The organism is Streptomyces sp. NPDC093065, from assembly GCF_044754585.1.
Lineage (GTDB): Bacteria > Actinomycetota > Actinomycetes > Streptomycetales > Streptomycetaceae > Streptomyces.
The window spans coordinates 170,573-188,176 of sequence record NZ_JBIVPJ010000018.1; the positions used below are offsets into that span (position 1 = coordinate 170,573).

At 72.5% G+C, this 17,604-nt stretch carries 11 protein-coding genes and 1 pseudogene; 3 read left to right on the plus strand and 9 right to left on the minus strand.

Annotated features, from left to right (window positions below):
• Positions 1-59: 59 nt before the first annotated feature.
• Both ACIQFU_RS27940 and ACIQFU_RS27945 read right to left on the minus strand, forming a co-directional pair.
• The gene (locus ACIQFU_RS27940) at positions 60-2,507 is read right to left on the minus strand and encodes a SpoIIE family protein phosphatase (protein ID WP_402555017.1); all 2,448 of its coding nucleotides are present in this window, start codon (positions 2,505-2,507) and stop codon (positions 60-62) included.
• On the minus strand, positions 2,504-6,499 hold the full coding sequence (locus ACIQFU_RS27945; protein ID WP_402555018.1) for a HAMP domain-containing protein: 3,996 nt from the start codon (positions 6,497-6,499) through the stop codon (positions 2,504-2,506). Before ACIQFU_RS27945 ends, ACIQFU_RS27940 begins: the two co-directional genes overlap by 4 nt.
• Before the next feature lie 402 nt (positions 6,500-6,901).
• Here ACIQFU_RS27945 and ACIQFU_RS27950 point away from each other — a divergent pair, with 402 nt between their 5' ends.
• Both ACIQFU_RS27950 and ACIQFU_RS27955 read left to right on the plus strand, forming a co-directional pair.
• A complete protein-coding gene (locus tag ACIQFU_RS27950; RefSeq protein WP_402555020.1) occupies positions 6,902-7,273 on the plus strand; it encodes a PRC-barrel domain-containing protein in 372 nt (123 codons plus the stop codon).
• Positions 7,274-7,314: 41 nt separating this feature from the next.
• Positions 7,315-7,788, plus strand: a complete 474-nt coding sequence (locus tag ACIQFU_RS27955; protein ID WP_402555021.1) for an ATP-binding protein — start codon at positions 7,315-7,317, stop codon at positions 7,786-7,788.
• A gap of 9 nt (positions 7,789-7,797) precedes the next feature.
• On the opposite strand, the gene ACIQFU_RS27960 is transcribed toward ACIQFU_RS27955, so the two are convergent.
• Positions 7,798-8,232 carry an ATP-binding protein gene (locus ACIQFU_RS27960; protein ID WP_402555023.1) on the minus strand — a complete coding sequence of 145 codons (435 nt, stop codon included), beginning with the start codon at positions 8,230-8,232 and terminating at the stop codon, positions 7,798-7,800.
• 131 nt (positions 8,233-8,363) lie between these two features.
• Positions 8,364-10,274 carry an AMP-dependent synthetase/ligase gene (locus ACIQFU_RS27965; RefSeq protein WP_402555024.1) on the minus strand — a complete coding sequence of 637 codons (1,911 nt, stop codon included), beginning with the start codon at positions 10,272-10,274 and terminating at the stop codon, positions 8,364-8,366.
• Between the two features lie 153 nt (positions 10,275-10,427).
• Here ACIQFU_RS27965 and ACIQFU_RS27970 point away from each other — a divergent pair, with 153 nt between their 5' ends.
• A complete protein-coding gene (locus ACIQFU_RS27970) occupies positions 10,428-10,664 on the plus strand; it encodes a DUF6480 family protein (protein WP_402555025.1) in 237 nt (78 codons plus the stop codon).
• Positions 10,665-10,668: 4 nt separating this feature from the next.
• Here the strand turns inward: ACIQFU_RS27970 and ACIQFU_RS27975 are convergent.
• From ACIQFU_RS27975 to ACIQFU_RS27995, 5 genes and pseudogenes are all read right to left on the minus strand, one after another.
• Positions 10,669-11,761 (minus strand): annotated as a pseudogene (locus ACIQFU_RS27975) (glutamate--cysteine ligase).
• A gap of 72 nt (positions 11,762-11,833) precedes the next feature.
• A complete protein-coding gene (gene glgB / locus ACIQFU_RS27980) occupies positions 11,834-14,059 on the minus strand; it encodes a 1,4-alpha-glucan branching enzyme (protein WP_402555026.1) in 2,226 nt (741 codons plus the stop codon).
• A 3-nt stretch (positions 14,060-14,062) separates the two neighbouring features.
• Complete coding sequence (locus ACIQFU_RS27985) at positions 14,063-15,424, minus strand: maltokinase (protein ID WP_402555027.1); 1,362 nt, start codon at positions 15,422-15,424, stop codon at positions 14,063-14,065.
• A gap of 28 nt (positions 15,425-15,452) precedes the next feature.
• The gene (treS, locus tag ACIQFU_RS27990; RefSeq protein WP_402555029.1) at positions 15,453-17,171 is read right to left on the minus strand and encodes a maltose alpha-D-glucosyltransferase; all 1,719 of its coding nucleotides are present in this window, start codon (positions 17,169-17,171) and stop codon (positions 15,453-15,455) included.
• A partial coding sequence (locus ACIQFU_RS27995) for a DUF3459 domain-containing protein (protein WP_402555030.1) occupies positions 17,168-17,604 on the minus strand: 437 nt, incomplete at its 5' end. The genes treS and ACIQFU_RS27995, both read right to left, overlap by 4 nt.

The following is a 17,604-nucleotide window of genomic DNA, read 5'->3' on the forward strand; positions in this document are numbered from 1 at the left end:
GTTACCCCCGAATCCCGAGCCCACACCTGCCGGCCGGGACCCGGTTTCCGCGCATCCCGTCACCCGACCCGGATGCCCACCAGACACGTGTCGTCGTCCGTGTCCGACCTGCTGTAGGTGAGCAGCCGGTCCAGGTGCTGGTCCAGGGTGTTCGGCGTCGGGCGCACCGTGCTCAGCAGCTGCGCCAGCGCCTCCTCCACCGGACGGTCGCGGCGTTCGATCAGACCGTCGGTGTACATCAGCAGCGTGTCCCCGGCGGCCAGCTGCGCCTCGGCCTCCTCGTACGCCGCCTCCGCCACCGCCCCCAGCAGCATGCCCCGCACCAGCGGCAGCGGCTGAGCCCCCGGACCCCGTACCAGCACCGGCGGCAGATGGCCCGCCCGCGCCCAGCGCAGGGTGCGCCGGGCCGGGTCGTACAGGCCGCACACCGCCGTGGCGGTGACCCCGCCCGTCAGATGGTGCGCCACGATGTTCAGCCAGGACAGCAGCTGCCCGGGACCCGCCCCGGTCACCGCGAGACCGCGCAGCGCGTTGCGCAGCACCACCATGCTGGTCGCCGCCTCTATCCCGTGCCCGGCGACGTCTCCCACGCACAGCAGCACCAGTCCGCTCGGCAGCATCACCGCGTCGTACCAGTCTCCGCCCACCAGCTGCTCCGTCTCCGCGGGCCGGTAGCGGACGGCCACCTGGAGGTCCGGCACCTGCAGAGGGGTCTGGGCGGGCGGCATGATGGCGTGCTGCAGCTGCAGGGTGAGCCGGGCGCGCTCGACGGCCTGCTGCTCGGTCTGGGCCAGCTGGTCACGGGTCGCGGCGAGCGCCACCTCCGTCCAGTGCTGGGCGGAGATGTCCTGACAGGCGCCCCGTACGAGGAGCAGCCGGTCGTCGGTGTCCAGGACCGGCTCGGCCACCACCCGCACGTGCCGGGTCACCCCGTCGGGCCGCCGCAGCCGGAACGCCGCCGACGCCGGGCGCCGGTGGTGCAGCAGCGTGCGCAGGAACCGTCCGATGGCCACGGCGTCGTCCGGGTGGGCGTGGGCGGCCAGTTCCTCCAGCGGCACCGGCGTGCTCGTGTGCGGGCGCCCGTAGAGGTCGAAGAGCTGCCCGTTCCAGGTGATCTCACCGGTCAGCAGGTTCTCCTCGAAGCCGCCGATGCGGCCGAGCCGCTGGGCGTGCTGGAGGAGGCTGGCCAGCCGCGCCGTCTCGTCCTCGATGCGCCAGATGAGCAGCACGGCGTTGCCGTGCCGGCTGACGCTGATGTCCGCGACCGCCGACAGCGGCACCTGGTCCACCAGGGCGGTCAGATTCATGTGCCGGGCGCGGAACGGTTCGCCGGTGGCGTACACCCGCTCCACGTTCTGGAACAGCTCGCTGTCCCCGGCGGCCATCGGGTACGCCTCCAGGAGCAGCGCACCGCCGACGACGGCGCGCGGCCGCCCGGCCGGGTCCATGAAGCGCTTGTTCACGTGCTGGATGCGGAAGTCCGCCAGGTGACCCGACGCGTCCAGGTGCGGCACCAGGACGAGGGCGGGGTCGTGCAGCCCGTCGGCCAGGTCCATCAGCTCCACCGCGTCCGGGATGACCCGCGGCTCCTGTCCGGGGCCGCGCGGCGGCGTGTACGACTCCAGGGTGTGCGCGCACAGCTCCGCCAGGGCCTCCACCTGGCGCACCACCTGGGGCGGCTGCGGAGGCAGCGGCATCGGCCAGGCGATCTCCAGCACACCGTGGATGCGTCCCCCGGTACCGGCGGGCACGGCGACCCTGCCGCCGTCCGGGTACTGGTGCCGGCCCACGCTCGGCAGGCCCGTCCGAGCCGGCGAGGCGAACCACTGCCCCGAGCGCTCGGTCAGTCCGCACCGGGCCACCGTCGCCACGTCCGGCGGCACATAGCGCCAGCGGGCCGCCTCGGCCGGCGGGAACCCGGCGCTGCCCACCAGGGTGAGCGACCCGTCGTACCCGACGGCCCAGATGGCCACCGCGACCGCGCCGAGCGGGCGCAGCGCCTGCTCCAGCAGCGCGTCGGCGACGGCCTGGGTGTCGTCCGCGGCCAGCGCGCCGCTCTCGGCGGCCCGCAGGCGTACGGCGGCCGACTCGGCCACCGCCTCCCCGGGCTCCGCGGTGTCCGCGCCTTCCCCGGGGGCCGTGGCCCGCACGGCGGCGGTGGCCGCGAGGAACGCCTCCGTCACCTCCGACATGCGGTCGCGGGCGGCCTGGTTGATGACGTCGACCGCGAACTCCAGCGGCGTCGCCTGGGACTGCTCGGCCAGTTCGGCGAGTTGCCGGGCGGCCTCGGCCGGACCGCAGCCGAGCCGCGCGACCAGGATGCCCTTGGCCAGCTCGATCAGCGCCCGGCCCTCGGCCTCCGCCTGGGCGGCCCGCACCTCGCGGCTGAGCCGGTCGACCGTGGCCGCCAGCCTGCCCACGGGGGACAGCGGGGTCAGGTCGACCGGGTCGGACACGTCCCGCCGGAGGGCACCGGCCGGATCGCCGGGCTGCTCGGGCGTGCTCATGCCGGCAGCCACCGTCGGACGCAGGCGATGAGGTCCTGGGTGTCGACGGGTTTGGTGACGTAGTCGCTGGCGCCCGAGGCGAGGCTCTTCTCCCGGTCCCCGGGCATCGCCTTCGCCGTGACCGCGATGATCGGCAGCTCGGCGTAGCGCGGAATCCGGCGGATCTCGGCCGTCGCGGTGTAGCCGTCCATCTCCGGCATCATCACGTCCATCAGGACCAGCGCCACCTCCGGGTGGTCCATGAGGGTCTCGATGCCCCGGCGGCCGTTCTCCGCGTGCAGCACCCGGAAACCGTGCAGCTCCAGGATCCCGCTGAGCGCGAAGAGGTTGCGGGCGTCGTCGTCGACGACGAGGACGGTGCGCCCGGCGGGCGGATCCTCGCCGGACTGCGGTGCCGCGCGCGGCGGTTCCTCCGGCCGGACCAGGGACAGCACGTCCCCGGGTTCCTCGGCGGCCAGGTGCAGGGCGATGCGCTCGCGCAGCTCGTCGAGGCTGGAGAGGAACTCCAGGGCCCCGCCCGCCGCGCCCGAACGCAGGTCCTCCTCCAGGGCGGCGTCCGCGCGGTGCCCGCTGTGCACGAGCACCGGCACGCTCGCCAGCGCCGAGTCGCCCCGCAGGGCGTGCAGGAAACGGGACGCCTCGCCGTCCGGCATGCCCAGCTCCAGCACGACGCAGTGGCACGGCTCGGCCGCCAGCGCCCCGGCCGCCTCCTCGGCCCCCACGGCCGTGATGACGTCGAGCGGGGGCCGGTCGCCGGCGTCGTCCCGCCCGTGTGTCAGGTCGGCGACCACGCTCTCCGCGACGAGGGTCAGCAGACCGCGCGGACGCTCCTCCACGACGAGCAGGCGCCGCGGCCGCTGCCGGTGGCCGCCGGTCGGCTCGGCCACCGGCAGCGGACGGTCGGGCAAGTCGGCGGACGCGTCGGCCGGGACCCGCTCCGGGCCGCGGGCCAGCAGGTCCTCGAAGTCGGGCCGGGCCACGGGCAGGTACAGCGTGAAGGTGCTGCCCCGGTCGGGCGTGCTGTCCACCGTGACGGCGCCGCCCAGCAACTGCGCGATCTCCCGCGTGATGGACAGACCCAGCCCGGTGCCGCCGTACTTGCGGCTCGTCGTGCCGTCCGCCTGCTGGAAGGCCCCGAAGATCGACTCCAGGTTCTGCTCGGGGATGCCGATGCCGGTGTCCTTGACCCGGAAGGCCACCACGGACCCGCCCCGGACCACGCCCCTGGGCACGTCGTCGTCCGGTGCCGGTTCGACGGACAGCTCCACGCCGCCCCGTTCGGTGAACTTCACCGCGTTGGACAGCAGGTTGCGCAGCACCTGCCGCAGCCGGGAGTCGTCGGTCAGCAGGTCCGCCGGTGCCCCGGGCGCGGTCGTGACCGTGAACTCCAGGCCCTTCTGGCTCGTCATGGGCCGGAAGGTGGCCTCGACGTACTCGATGAGCTGGCGCAGTGTCACGCGCTCGGGGGAGACGTCCATCTTCCCCGCCTCGACCTTCGACAGGTCCAGGATGTCGTTGATCAGCTGCAGCAGGTCCGAGCCCGCCGAGTGGATGATGCCCGCGTACTCGACCTGCTTCGGGCTGAGGTTGCGCGAGGGGTTCTGGGCGAGCAACTGGGCCAGGATGAGCAGGCTGTTGAGCGGAGTGCGCAGCTCGTGGCTCATGTTGGCCAGGAACTCCGACTTGTACTTCGAGGCCAGCGACAGCTGCTGCGCGCGTGCCTCCAGCTCCTGCCGGGCCTGCTCGATCTGCAGGTTCTTCGCCTCGATGTCCCGGTTCTGCGTCACGAGCAGGGACGCCTTGTCCTCCAGCTCGGCGTTGGAGTGCTGCAGCTCCTCCTGCTGACTCTGCAGCTCCGCGGAGCGGGCCTGGAGCTCGCCGGTCAGGCGCTGCGACTCGGCGAGGAGTTCGTCGGTACGGGCGTTGGCCACGATCGTGTTGACGTTCACGCCGATGGTTTCCATCAGCAGTTCCAGGAAGTCCTGGTTGATCTGGGTGAACGGGGCGACCGAGGCGAGCTCGATGACACCGAGGACCTGCCCCTCGACCACGATGGGCAGCAGCACCAGCGCGGCCGGCACCACCTCGCCGAGCCCCGAGGAGATGGTCAGGTAGCCCGGCGGCAGCTCGTTCACCATGATGGTGCGCCGGCTGCGCGCGGCCTGGCCGACGAGGGTGCGGCCGAAGGCGATGCGGGTGGGTCTGGAGGTGTCCTCCGGGTAGCCGTAGGAGCCGACGAGCCGCAGCTCGGGACCGTCGTCGCCGTCCTCGGCCAGGTAGAAGGCGCCGTACTGGGCCGAGACCAGCGGCACCAGCTCGTCCATGATCAGCTCGGCGACCACGGGCAGGTCCCGGTGCCCCTGCATCAGGCCGGAGATACGGGCGAGGTTGGTCTTGAGCCAGTCCTGCTCCTGGTTGGCCCGCGTGGTCTCGCGCAGGGACTCCACCATCGCGTTGATGTTGTCCTTGAGCTCGGCGACCTCGCCGGAGGCCTCCACGTTGACCGAGCGGGTCAGGTCGCCCTCGGCGACGGCGGAGGTGACCTCGGCGATCGCGCGGACCTGGCGGGTGAGGTTGCCGGCCAGCTCGTTGACGTTCTCCGTGAGGCGCTTCCAGGTGCCGGAGACACCCTCCACCTCGGCCTGGCCGCCGAGCCGGCCCTCGGTGCCGACCTCGCGGGCCACCCGGGTGACCTCGTCGGCGAAGGCGGAGAGCTGGTCGACCATCGTGTTGATCGTCGTCTTGAGTTCGAGGATCTCGCCGCGCGCGTCGACGTCGATCTTCTTCGACAGGTCGCCCCGGGCCACCGCGGTCGTCACCAGGGCGATGTTGCGCACCTGGTTGGTGAGGTTGTTGGCCATCGAGTTGACGTTGTCGGTCAGGTCCTTCCAGGTGCCGGCGACGTTGGGCACGTGCGCCTGGCCGCCCAGGCGCCCGTCGGTGCCGACCTCGCGGGCGACGCGGGTGACCTCGTCGGCGAACGCCGAAAGCGTGTCGACCATCGTGTTGATCACGTCGGCCAGCGCCGCGACCTCGCCCTCGGCGTCGACGGTGATCCGCTGCGACAGGTCGCCGCGGGCCACGGCGGTGGCCACCTGGGCGATGGAGCGGACCTGACCGGTCAGGTTCGACGCCATCACGTTGACGTTGTCGGTGAGGTCCTTCCAGGTGCCCGACACCCCGCGCACCCGGGCCTGCCCGCCCAGGTTCCCGGCCGTGCCGACCTCGCGGGCGACGCGGGTGACCTCGTCGGCGAAGGCGGAGAGCTGGTCGACCATGGTGTTGATGGTGTTCTTGAGTTCGAGGATCTCGCCGCGGGCGTCCACGGTGATCTTCTGGGAGAGGTCGCCCTTGGCCACGGCGGTGGCCACCTGGGCGACGTTGCGGACCTGGTTGGTCAGGTTGCCCGCCATGAAGTTCACCGAGTCGGTGAGGTCGCGCCACGTGCCCCGCACGCCCTGGACGTCGGCCTGGCCGCCGAGCCGTCCGTCGGTGCCGACCTCGCGGGCGACGCGGGTGACCTCGTCGGCGAAGGCGGAGAGCTGGTCGACCATGGTGTTGATGGTGTTCTTGAGTTCGAGGATCTCGCCGCGGGCGTCCACGTCGATCTTCTGCGAGAGGTCGCCCTTGGCGACCGCCGTGGCCACCTGGGCGATGTCGCGGACCTGGGTGGTGAGATTGCCCGCCATGGCGTTGACCGAGTCCGTCAGGTCGGCCCAGGTGCCGGAGACCCCGGGCACCCGGGCCTGCCCGCCGAGGGCCCCCTCGGAGCCGACCTCGCGGGAGACCCGTGTGACCTCGGAGGTGAACACGGACAACTGGTCCACCATGCCGTTGAAGACCTTGGCGATGTCGCCCATCAGGCCGTCCGCGTCGTCCGGCAGACGGGTACCGAAGTCGCCGTCCCGCACGGCCGTCAGGCCCGCCAGGAGACGGCGCAACTCCTGATCGCCCGGAACCGCGTCGACGGATCCGGTGCTGTCGCTGGTCATGCCTGCCCTCGTTCCGCTACCCGGGAGTCCTCGCGGCGAGGACTCACCACCCCCTCCGGACCGCTCGGGCGGTCCGGCCTTCCGTGCCCGCGTTCGCGCAGTTCACGGAATTGCCCCCAGCAGAAAAATACGTCAGAGGCTAACCCAGGTACCGGGCGCGGACAAAGCGACGTGTCACCCGGCCGAACGCGTACACCCGGGCGGGTCACGGCGAGCGGCCGGCACCGCGCGACGCGGCCGGCCGGAGCCCGCCGCGGCACGGCCGGGAGGAACCCGCCACCGCCGCGCCCGCCGGCCCCGAATGCGGCGGCCCCGGCCGGGTATCAGCTGCTGTGGAGCCGGTCCGGCCCGTTGCGTCCGCCCGGCCCCACGGTCGTCACCGACACGGGAGGGAAGGGCAGCGTGCCGATGGAGAGCATCTGGTCGTACACGGCGGACAGCGGTCACGACGCGGGAGCGGACCTGACGGGCTGCACCGTCGTCGCCGACGACGGCACCATCGGGCACGTGGACCGGCAGGCCGAGCACTTCGGCATGCGGCACCTCGTCGTCGACACCGGCGTCTGGGTGTTCGGCCGCAGCGTCCTCGTGCCGGTCGGAGCGGTCCGGAGCATCGACGCCGCGGCCCGTACGGTCACGCTGAACTGCACCAGGGCCCAGGTCAAGGCCGCGCCCAGGTTCCGGACCGACAGCGAGACGATGGACCGCGCCTATCTGGCCTCCGTCGGCGACTACTATCACCGGCTGCCGCCGCGGGAGAGCCCGGCGACCTGACCGGACCGAACGACAGCACGCGGAAACCGGGGAACACCGACATGCGACCAGCCGACCGGATCATCACGCCCAGCACGGCCGTCACGGCACCGCCCGACCTCCCGCCCTTCGCCCTGCCGGCGCCGGGCGCCGGGTCCGGCGCGGCGGCGGCACGGGCGTACGCGGAGTCGGTGGCGCGGACGCGGTGGGGCGGCCCGGGGCGCGAGGTGCGCGAGGAGGACGTCGTCGACCTGCTGCTCGTGGTCTCGGAACTGGTCACCAACGCCATCCGGCACGGCGACGGGCTGGCCGGCTTCGAGGCGCGGCCCACGCGGGAAGGACTCTGGATCGCCGTCCACGACAACAGCGCGGTGGTGCCCCGGGCCGCGTACGCCTTCCCCACGACCCACCCCGGTGGCGGTTACGGCTGGCCGCTCGTCGCCCGGCTGGCCCGGGACGTCACCGTCGACCTGCGTGCGGAGGGCGGCAAGACGATCAGCGCGCTGGTGCCCCTGCGCGCCGCGGACGCCCCGTGACCGGCGCGGTCACCAGGGCAGGAAGACGTGGATGTCCTTGCCCCGGTCCCCGGTGACGACGCTCACCTGGTCGGACAGCGTGTGGATCAGATGCCAGCCGATGCCGCCGCCGCCCTTGCTGGGGCGGAAGGGACGCGGCGCCGGCTCCGTCGTACTGGTGTCGTGCATCACCACGTGCACACCGTCGAAGGTACGGCGCAGCCGCAGCTGGAACGGCCCCGGAGCGTATTGCACGGCGTTCGCCGCCAGCTCCGTGACGACGAGGAGTATGTCGTCCCAGTGCTCGGGCGCCGCGGGGGGCGCCGCACGGGCGAGGTCGTAGAGGAACTCCTCCGCGACCAGCCGCGCGCCGGTCACGTTGTGCAGCTCCCCGGTGAAGCTGGCGGTGCGGTTCGTGATCTCCTCGGAAGCCAGTGTCCTGTCCCAACGCGACTCGGCTGCCATTGCGCCTTCCCGGCCCGGCACCGGCCGGGCGTCGTTCCTTCTCCTTCGTATTCCCTCCGTTGTAGGTTCCCGTGCCGGCCGAACCTAGTCGCGCGGGTGTCGCCCGCCGCGAGGGGGTGACACCCGCCGGATCAGCGGAGGAACACGTTGTCGGCGTCCTCCCAGCCGGCCGGCTCCCCGGGCGGCGGCTGCGCCGGCCGGCGGTGCGACCGCGCCCCGTACATCGCGTCGATCTCCAGGGCGTAGGTCCGTACGATCTCGTCCCGCCTCAGCTTCATCGACGGGGTGAGCAGTCCGCCCGCCACGTCGAAGGGGTCGGGCAGGACCCGGAACACCCTGATGGACTCCGAACGCGACACGGCGCTGTTGGCCGCGGCCACGGCCCGCGCGATCTCCTCGGCGAGCGCATTCTCCTCGCGCGCCTCCCGGGCCGGGGCGTCGCCCGGCAGGGCCAGGGCCGCCCGCCAGTGCGCCAGGAACTCCGGGTCCAGTGTGATCAGCGCACCGACGCAGGGCCGGTTGTCGCCCACCACCACCGCCTGGTGGACCAGCGGGTGCATCCGCAGCCGCTGTTCCAGGGCGGCCGGTGCCACGCTCTTGCCGCCGCTCGTGATGATGACGTCCTTCTTGCGGCCGGTGATCGCCAGGTAGCCCTCTTCGTCCAGGTGCCCGAGGTCGCCGGTGGCCAGCCAGCCGCCGCGCATCATCTCGCGGGTGGCCCCCTCGTCTCCGACGTACCCCTGGAACAGCGACGGCCCGCGCACCAGGATCTCCCCGTCGTCGGCCACCCGGAGCTCCATGCCCGGCAGCACCTGCCCGACGGTGCCCGACTTCTCCCGGCCCCACGGCTGCATCGTCAGTCCGCCGCTGGTCTCCGTCAGCCCGTAGCCGTCGTGCACGTAGACGCCGATGCCCTCGTAGAAGAGGGAGAGCTCGCGGCTGAGCGGTGAACCGCCGGACGTCGCCCGGCCCACCCGGCCGCCCAGCGCGTCGCGCAGCCGCCGGTACACCGTCCGCTCGTACAGGGCGTGCTGGAGACGCAGGTCGAGGCCGGGCCCGGGCCCCCTGCCGAGGCGCCGGCGCTCGAGCGCGGCGGCGAAGTCCCGGGCCGTGTCCGCGGCCCGCTCGAACAGGGCGCCGCGCCCCGCCTGCTGGGCGGTGCGCAGGAAGTTCTTGTAGATCTTCTCCAGGACCGACGGCACGGCGTACAGATACGTCGGCCGGAAGGAACGCAGAGCCGAGGAGAGGGCCTGCGCGGTCATCGCCGGCTCGTGCGCCATGAGCAGCCCGCCCCGCACGCACAGGCTCTGGATCATCAGCCCGTACACGTGCGAGAACGGGAGGAAGGCGAGGACCGCGCCCTGCTCTCCCGGCGGCGCCACCGTGTGGCCCCAGCCCGCGAGCAGCGTGTCGCACGGGCCCGCCAGACCCCGGTGGCTCAGCGCACAGCCCAGGGCGCGGCCGGAGGTGCCCGAGGTGTAGGCGACCACCGCGGTGGAGTCCGGCAGCACGATGCGGCGCATCGAGTCCACCGTGGCGAACGGAAGGAACGCGCCGCGCTCCACCAGTGCGTCCAGCGCGCCCGCGTCCAGCTGCCAGACGTGGCGCAGGGCGGGCAGCGAGGCGCACACGGAGCCGACGGTCATCACGCTCTGCTCGTCCTCGACCAGTACGCCGACGCAGCCCGCGTCCCGCAGGATCCACTCGACCTGGTCGCGCGAGGAGGTCGGGTAGACCGGCACGACCTCGGCGCCCACCGTCCACAGGGCGTAGCTGAAGACCGTCCACTCGTACCGGGTGCGGGCCAGGATCGCCACCCGGTCACCCGGCGAGATCCCGCTCGCGATCAGGCCCTTCGCCACGTCGACCACCTCGTCGCGGAACTCCACCGCCGTCACCTCGTCCCAGCGGGCGGAGGCGGGGTCCCGGCGGCGGGCGAGCATCGGCAGGGCCGGTGAGCGGGCGGCCGTCTCGAAGAGACTGTCGGCGAGTCCGCCGGTCAGCGGTGGGACAAGCGGGGGAGCGAGAGCGGGGTCGCGCATGCGCCGGCTCCTGACGTGTACGGACGGTGACGCCGTCGACGGGCACCGTGGTCGACGGTGCTCGGAGGCTAGCCCAGCCGCGGGCGACGGAGGGCCGGGACGGCAGAAGTGTTCTCGCCCGGTGATCCGGCCGGATCGGGGGACTCGGGGGGCATGACCTACGTGAACCCCGATCCCGAACCCCGGCTCAGCACCGGCCTGGAGCCCGGCGGCGGCGTGCCGCCGGGGGAGACCCCGCCGGCGGAGAGCAGCATGCCCGAGGCCGGCCCCCAGGATCTGCTCAACAACCCGGCCAAGGGCTGGGCCAAGGGGCCGATGACCCTGATCCTCGCCGTCGTGCTGATCTTCGCGGTGGGTCTCCTGGGCTACGCCCTGGCGCTGATCTACTGATGTCTCAGACGGCCTGAGTGCGGCGCACGCACGCGGCGACGACCTCCCGCAGGCTGCCAGTGCGCTCCAGCAGCCGGCGCTGCACCCGGGCGCCGTTGCCGTGCCGCAACAGCTCGTCCACGCCCTCGCGCACCCGGTCGAGGTCGCCCGCGGCCGCGAGGGCCTCCTCGGCGTGCTCCAGCAGCGCCCTGACGACCGTCCCGGCGGGCATCCGCCGCATCGTCGCGGGGTGGAGCAGCTCACTCGTGAGCCCGGACCGGGCGGCCCGCCAGGCCGCGAGGCGGAGCAGGCTCACGCTGGTCCCGGCCGGTTCCACCCCCTCGCGCCACTCCCGTGCCGCCGTGTCGACCAGCGCACGGGCGAGCGCGGCGAGGACGACGGCCGTCGAGGCGTCCAGGCACACGTCCGCGACCCGGAACTCGACCGTCGGGTACCGCGGGGAGAGCCTGATGTCGAAGTAGACCATCGCGTCGTCGAGGATCGTCCCGCTGGCGAGCATGTCCGCGACCCGCCGGTGGTAGCGCTCCGCCGAGCCGAACAGCTCCGTGGGACCGGCCGACGGCCAGCGCTGCCAGGACCCGGCTGCGATAGCTGCTGTAGGAGGAGTCGCGGCCCTGCCAGAAGGGCGAGTTCGTGCTCAGCGCGGCCAGCACCGGCAGCCAGGGCCGCACCCGGTCGATCACCGCGACGCCCTCCTCGTCGGAGTCGACCGAGACGTGCACATGGCAGCCCAGGACCAGCTGCTCGTGGACGACGACGCCGTACTGCTCGGCCATCCACTCGTAGCGCCGGTTCACGCCGATGGACGGGGTCACCGGCAGCGGTGACGTGGCGAGCGCGGCGACGGCGCACCCGATCCCGCCGGCATGCCGGCCGGCCTCCTTGCGGCAGCGGGCGATCTCCGCTTGCAGCCGCTCCATGTCCGCCTGCGGGTGCGTGGCGAACTCGAGCATCTGCTCGTGCAGCTCCTTCTCGAAGACGTCCTGCTTCGCGTCGTCCAGTGAGGCCCGGGCGAGCGCGGCGGCCGACAGCGCCCGCGGCTCACCGGTCGCAGGGTCGACCAGGAGGAGTTCCTCCTCCACTCCGACGGTGCGCACGTGATGCCGCCTTTCTGTGGGCCGGTGCCACCGACCGACTGCCCCGGGCAGCCGGTCGGACACCTGGTCGCCTCACAGCGCGTACGGCATCAGCCAGACCGTCGCCAGCGGAGGCAGCGTGATCCGGACGCTCCCGTCCTCCGGCTTCACTGGGTCCGGGTTGGCCACGCCGCTGCCGCCGTACTCCTCGGCGTCGGTGTTGAGCACCTCCTGCCAGGCGACGGCCCCGTCGCCGACGGCGAGCCCGTACCCGTGCCGCACGACGGGGGAGAAGTTCGACACCGCCAGCAGCGGGGTGCCGTCCGCGTCGTAGCGCAGGAACGCGAAGACGTTGTCCTCGGCCGCGTCCACCGAGACCCACCGGAAACCCGCCGGGTCGGTGTCGCGCTGCCACAGGGCGGGAGTGCGGGCGTAGCGGGTGTTGAGGTCGCGGACCAGGTCCCGCACCCCGCGGTGGTCGCCCGCCGAGTGGTACCCCTCGTCGAGGAGCCACCACTCGGGTCCCTGCTTCTCCGACCACTCGGCGCCCTGCGCGAACTCCTGCCCCATGAACAGCAGCTGCTTGCCCGGGTGGGCCCACATGAAGCCCAGGTAGGCGCGCACGTTCGCCCGCCGCTGCCACCAGTCGCCCGGCATCTTCGACACCAGCGCCTGCTTGCCGTGCACCACCTCGTCGTGGGAGATCGGCAGCACGTAGTTCTCGCTGTACGCGTACACCATCGAGAACGTCATCTCGTGGTGGTGGTACTTGCGGTGCACCGGCTCGTGGGCGGCGTACTCCAGCGAGTCGTGCATCCAGCCCATGTTCCACTTCAGGCCGAAGCCGAGCCCGCCGGTGTCGGTCGGCCGGGTCACGCCGCCCCAGGCGGTCGACTCCTCGGCGATGGTGACCACGCCGGGGCAGCGCCGGTAGACGGTGGCGTTCATCTCCTGGAGGAAGGCCATCGCGGCCAGGTCCTCCCGGCCGCCGTACTGGTTGGGCTCCCACTGGCCGGAGTCGCGCGAGTAGTCCAGGTACAGCATCGAGGCGACCGCGTCGACGCGCAGCCCGTCGATGTGGAACTCCTCGCACCAGTACACGGCGTTGGCGACCAGGAAGTTGCGCACCTCCGTGCGCGCGAAGTCGAAGGTGTACGTCCCCCAGTCCGGGTGCTCAGCGCGCCGCGAGTCCCCGGGCTCGTACAGCGGGTCGCCGTCGAAGCGGCCCAGCGCCCAGTCGTCCTTCGGGAAGTGGGCCGGCACCCAGTCCATGATCACGCCGATCCCGGCCCGGTGCAGCGCGTCGACCAGGAAGCGGAAGTCGTCCGGCGAGCCGAGGCGCGCGGTCGGCGCGTAGAAGCCGGTGACCTGGTATCCCCAGGACGGCCCGTAGGGATGCTCGGCGACCGGCATCAGTTCGACGTGGGTGAAGCCCAGGTCCTTCACGTACGCGGGCAGCTCGTCGGCCAGCTCGCGGTAGCTCAGCCCCGGCCGCCAGGACGGCAGGTGCACCTCGTACACCGAGAACGGCGCCTCGTGCACGGGGGCGTCGGACCGGGTCCGCATCCACTGGGCGTCGCCCCACTCGTAGTGCGAGGCGGTCACCACGGACGCGGTGTTCGGCGGCTCCTCGGCCGCTCGGGCCATCGGGTCGGCCTTGAGGAACCGGTGTCCGTACCGCGAGTGGATCTCGAACTTGTACCCGGTGCCCTCGCCGACTCCCGGCAGGAACAGCTCCCAGACGCCGGACGAACCCAGCGAACGCATCGGGAACGCCGTGCCGTCCCAGTGGGTGAAGTCGGTGGCGACCCGCACGCCCTGGGCGTTCGGCGCCCACACCGTGAACCGGGTGCCGGTGACGCCCTCATGGGTCGTCGGCTCCGCGCCGAGGGCCTGCCACAGCTGCTCGTGCCGGCCCTCGGCGATCAGGTGCAGGTCCAGCTCGCCGAGGGCGGGCAGGAAGCGGTACGGGTCGTGCGTCTCCTGCGGCTCGCCCTCCTCGTACGCCACCAGGAGGGTGTACGCGGGAATCCCGGGCAGGGGCAGGACGGCGGAGAACAGGCCGTCCCCCTCCGACACGAGGGCGTGGCGCTCGCCGTCGACGACCACGCCCACCTCGCGGGCGTAGGGGCGCAGCGCCCGGAAGGCGACGCCGCCGGGCACCGGATGGGCGCCGAGCAGGGCGTGCGGGTCGTGGTGGGCGCCCGCCAGCAGGCGCCCCCGGTCGGTGGGGTCGAGGGGCGGCGCGATCGCGCACGCACCGGGTGCGTGCGGGGCCGGGGCGGACGGCTCGGGGATCGAGGTGTCGCGGAGGGCCACGGGTCAGTCTCCTCTCACGGCGAGTCGTTCGATCGCCGCCATGGGTACGGGAAGCCAGTCGGGGCGGTGCCGGGCCTCGTACAGCACCTCGTACACGGCACGGTCCGTCTCGTAGGCGCGCAGCAGGCCGTGCTTCTTGCGGGGGTCCCATCCGGCGCGCGCGGCGTAGCCCGCGCAGAACGCCTCCCGGCAGCGGCGCGCCCACTCGGGGCGCCACGGGCGGCGCTGCCGGGCGGCGTAGTCGAAGGAGCGCAGCATCCCCGCGATGTCGCGGACGGGGGAGTGGGCGCTGCGCCGCTCGGCCAGGGGACGCGAGGGCTCGCCCTCGAAGTCGATGACGAACCAGTCCCGGCCGGCCCGCAGCACCTGACCGAGGTGCAGGTCGCCGTGGATGCGCTGGGCGGGCGGGCCCGAGTCGCAGGTGGACAGTGCCGCGAAGGCGGCCCGCAGCCCGGGGACGAAGGGCTGCAGCGCCGGTACGCAGTGCGCGGCCGCGGTGAGGCGCTCGGTCATCGCCGCCGCGGTGCGGCCGTTCTCGCCGGGTGCGCCGACCGGGAAGGCGGAGGCCAGCGCGAGGTGCACGTCGCCCATCGCCCGGCCCAGTTCGTGCGCCTGCACGGTGAACTCGTCCCCGGCGGCGAGTGCGTTCAGGGACAGGGTCCAGCCGTCGGAGGCGCCGTGCAGGAACGGCTGGAGCACGCCGAGCGTCGCCTGGTACGGATGGGTCGTGCGCATCCACGCCACCGGCGCCGGGACCCGGCCGCAGCCCTGCCGGGCCAGCGCGTCCGGCACCTCCAGGTCGGGGTTGACGCCGGGCTGCACGCGGCGGAAGAGCTTCAGGATGAACTCGTCGCCGTAGATCAGCGAGGTGTTGGACTGCTCGGCGTCCAGCAGTCGCGGTGCGAGACCTGCGGGCACCGGTCGCGCGGGGTCGGCCTCGAAGCGCAGCGGACCCGCCTTGCCGGGATGCCGCAGCCGTTCCAGGAGCAGCTGGGCGGTGCGCGGATCGTGCAGCGCGTCGTAGACCGTCCGCCCGGCCAGCGGACCGTCCTGCACCTGGCCGATGACGGCCCGGCCCAGCCGCGGCGCGGGCTGCTCGCGCACGCCGAGGAGCAGCTGGTAGCAGTCCCCGGCCGACGGCGCGCCGCCCGGGGAGGGCACGGAGCCCTGCCCGGTGTGCACCAGGAGGTGCAGGCAGCCGGGGAACAGCTCGGTCATCGACAGCAGACCCAGCTCGGCCACGGGCCGGTCCTTGCCGGCGAACCAGCGCTGGCGCGGCAGCCACTGGCGCAGCAACTCGCCGAGCGACGCCATCGGCTCGGCGAGCTGCCTGCGTCTCGTGCGCAGGGGTGCGGTCTTCGGCATGGTGACGCGTCCTTTCCTCGGCCCACGCTCAAGCGCGGCGGCCGATGCGGGATGCGACTCGGGTGAGCCGGAACCAGTAGAAGCCGTGGCCCCCGAGGGTCAGCAGGTACGGCAGTTCACCGATGGCGGGGAAGCGGACCCCGCCGAACAGCTCGACCGGGTGGCGTCCGGCGAACTCGCGCAGGTCCAGCTCGGTGGGCTGGGCGAACCGCGCGAAGTTGTTCACGCACAGCACCAGGTCGTCCTCGTACTCCCGCAGGAAGGCCAGCACCGCGGGATTGGAGGAGGGCAGCTCGGTGTAGGTGCCCAGGCCGAAGGCGGGGTTCTGCTTGCGGATCTCGATCATGCGGCGGGTCCAGTGCAGCAGCGAGGACGGCGAGGCCATCGACGCCTCGACGTTCGTCACCTGGAAGCCGTAGACCGGGTCCATGATCGCGGGCAGGTAGAGGCGCCCCGGGTCGCAGGTCGAGAAGCCGGCGTTGCGGTCGGGCGTCCACTGCATGGGGGTGCGCACGGCGTCGCGGTCGCCGAGCCAGATGTTGTCGCCCATGCCGATCTCGTCGCCGTAGTAGAGGATCGGTGATCCCGGGAGGGCGAGGAGCAGCGCGGTGAACAGCTCGATCTGGTCGCGGTCGTTGTCGAGGAGGGTGGCGAGCCGGCGGCGGATGCCGATGTTGGCGCGCATGCGCGGGTCCTTGGCGTACTCCGCGTACATGTAGTCGCGCTCTTCGTCGGTGACCATCTCCAGGGTCAGCTCGTCGTGGTTGCGCAGGAAGATGCCCCACTGGCAGCCGGACGGGATGGCCGGGGTCTTGGCGAGGATTTCCGAGACCGGGTAGCGGGACTCGCGGCGCACGGCCATGAAGATGCGGGGCATGACGGGGAAGTGGAAGGCCATGTGGCACTCGTCGCCGCCGGTGGCGTAGTCGCCGAAGTAGTCGACGACGTCCTCGGGCCACTGGTTGGCCTCGGCCAGCAGCACCGTGTCCGGGTACTGGGCGTCGATCTCGCGGCGCACCCGCTTGAGGAAGGCGTGGGAGGCGGGCAGGTTCTCGCAGTTGGTGCCCTCTTCGGCGTACAAGTAGGGCACGGCGTCGAGACGGTAGCCGTCCACGCCCAGGTCGAGCCAGAACTTCAGGGCGGCCAGCATCTCCTCCTGCACGGCCGGGTTCTCGTAGTTGAGGTCCGGCTGGTGGGAGAAGAAGCGGTGCCAGTAGTACTGGCCCCGCACCGGGTCGTAGGTCCAGTTGGACGCCTCGGTGTCGACGAAGATGATGCGGGCGTCGGCGTACCGGGTGTCGTCGTCGGCCCAGACGTAGTAGTCGCCGTAGGGGCCGTCCGGGTTCTTGCGGGACTCCTGGAACCACGGGTGCTGGTCGCTGGTGTGGTTCATGACGAAGTCGATGATCACGCGCATGCCGCGCTGGTGCGCCGCGTCGACGAAGGCGACGAAGTCGGCGAGGTCGCCGAACTCCGGGAGCACGGCGGTGTAGTCGGAGACGTCGTAACCGCCGTCGCGCAGTGGTGACTTGAAGAAGGGCGGGAGCCACAGGCAGTCCACGCCCAGCCATTGCAGGTAGTCCAGCTTGGCGGTCAGGCCCTTGAGGTCGCCGACGCCGTCGCCGTTGCTGTCGTGGAAGGAGCGGACGAGGACCTCGTAGAAGACGGCTCGTTTGAACCAGTCCGGGTGCCGGTCCCCCGCGGGGGTGTCCTCGAAGGTGTCCGGCACGGGCTCGTTGACGGTCATGAGGCTCCTGCCCCTCCGTTTCGCGGCGCGCCGGCGGACGGCCGCCGGACGTGGAAGACGTGGGCGGGGGCCCGGCCGGGCTCCAGGCGCACGTAGTTCGTCCGGCCCCAGTGGTAGGTCCGTCCCGTGAGTTCGTCGTGGACCGGCACCGACTCGTGCCGGTCCAGGCCGAGCTGCGGCATGTCGAGCGAGATCGTGGCCTCCTGGGTGCGATGCGGATCGAGGTTGGCGACCACCAGGACGACGTCGGACCCGGCGCGCTTGCTGTACGCGATGAGCGCGTCGTTGTCCGTGTGATGGAAGCGGAGGTTCCGCAGCCGGTGCAGCGCGGGATGGGCGCGCCGGATGGTGTTGAGCCGGGTGACGAGGGGGGCGATGGTGGTGCCCTCGCGTTCGGCGCGGGCCCAGTCGCGTGTTTTGAGCTGGTACTTCT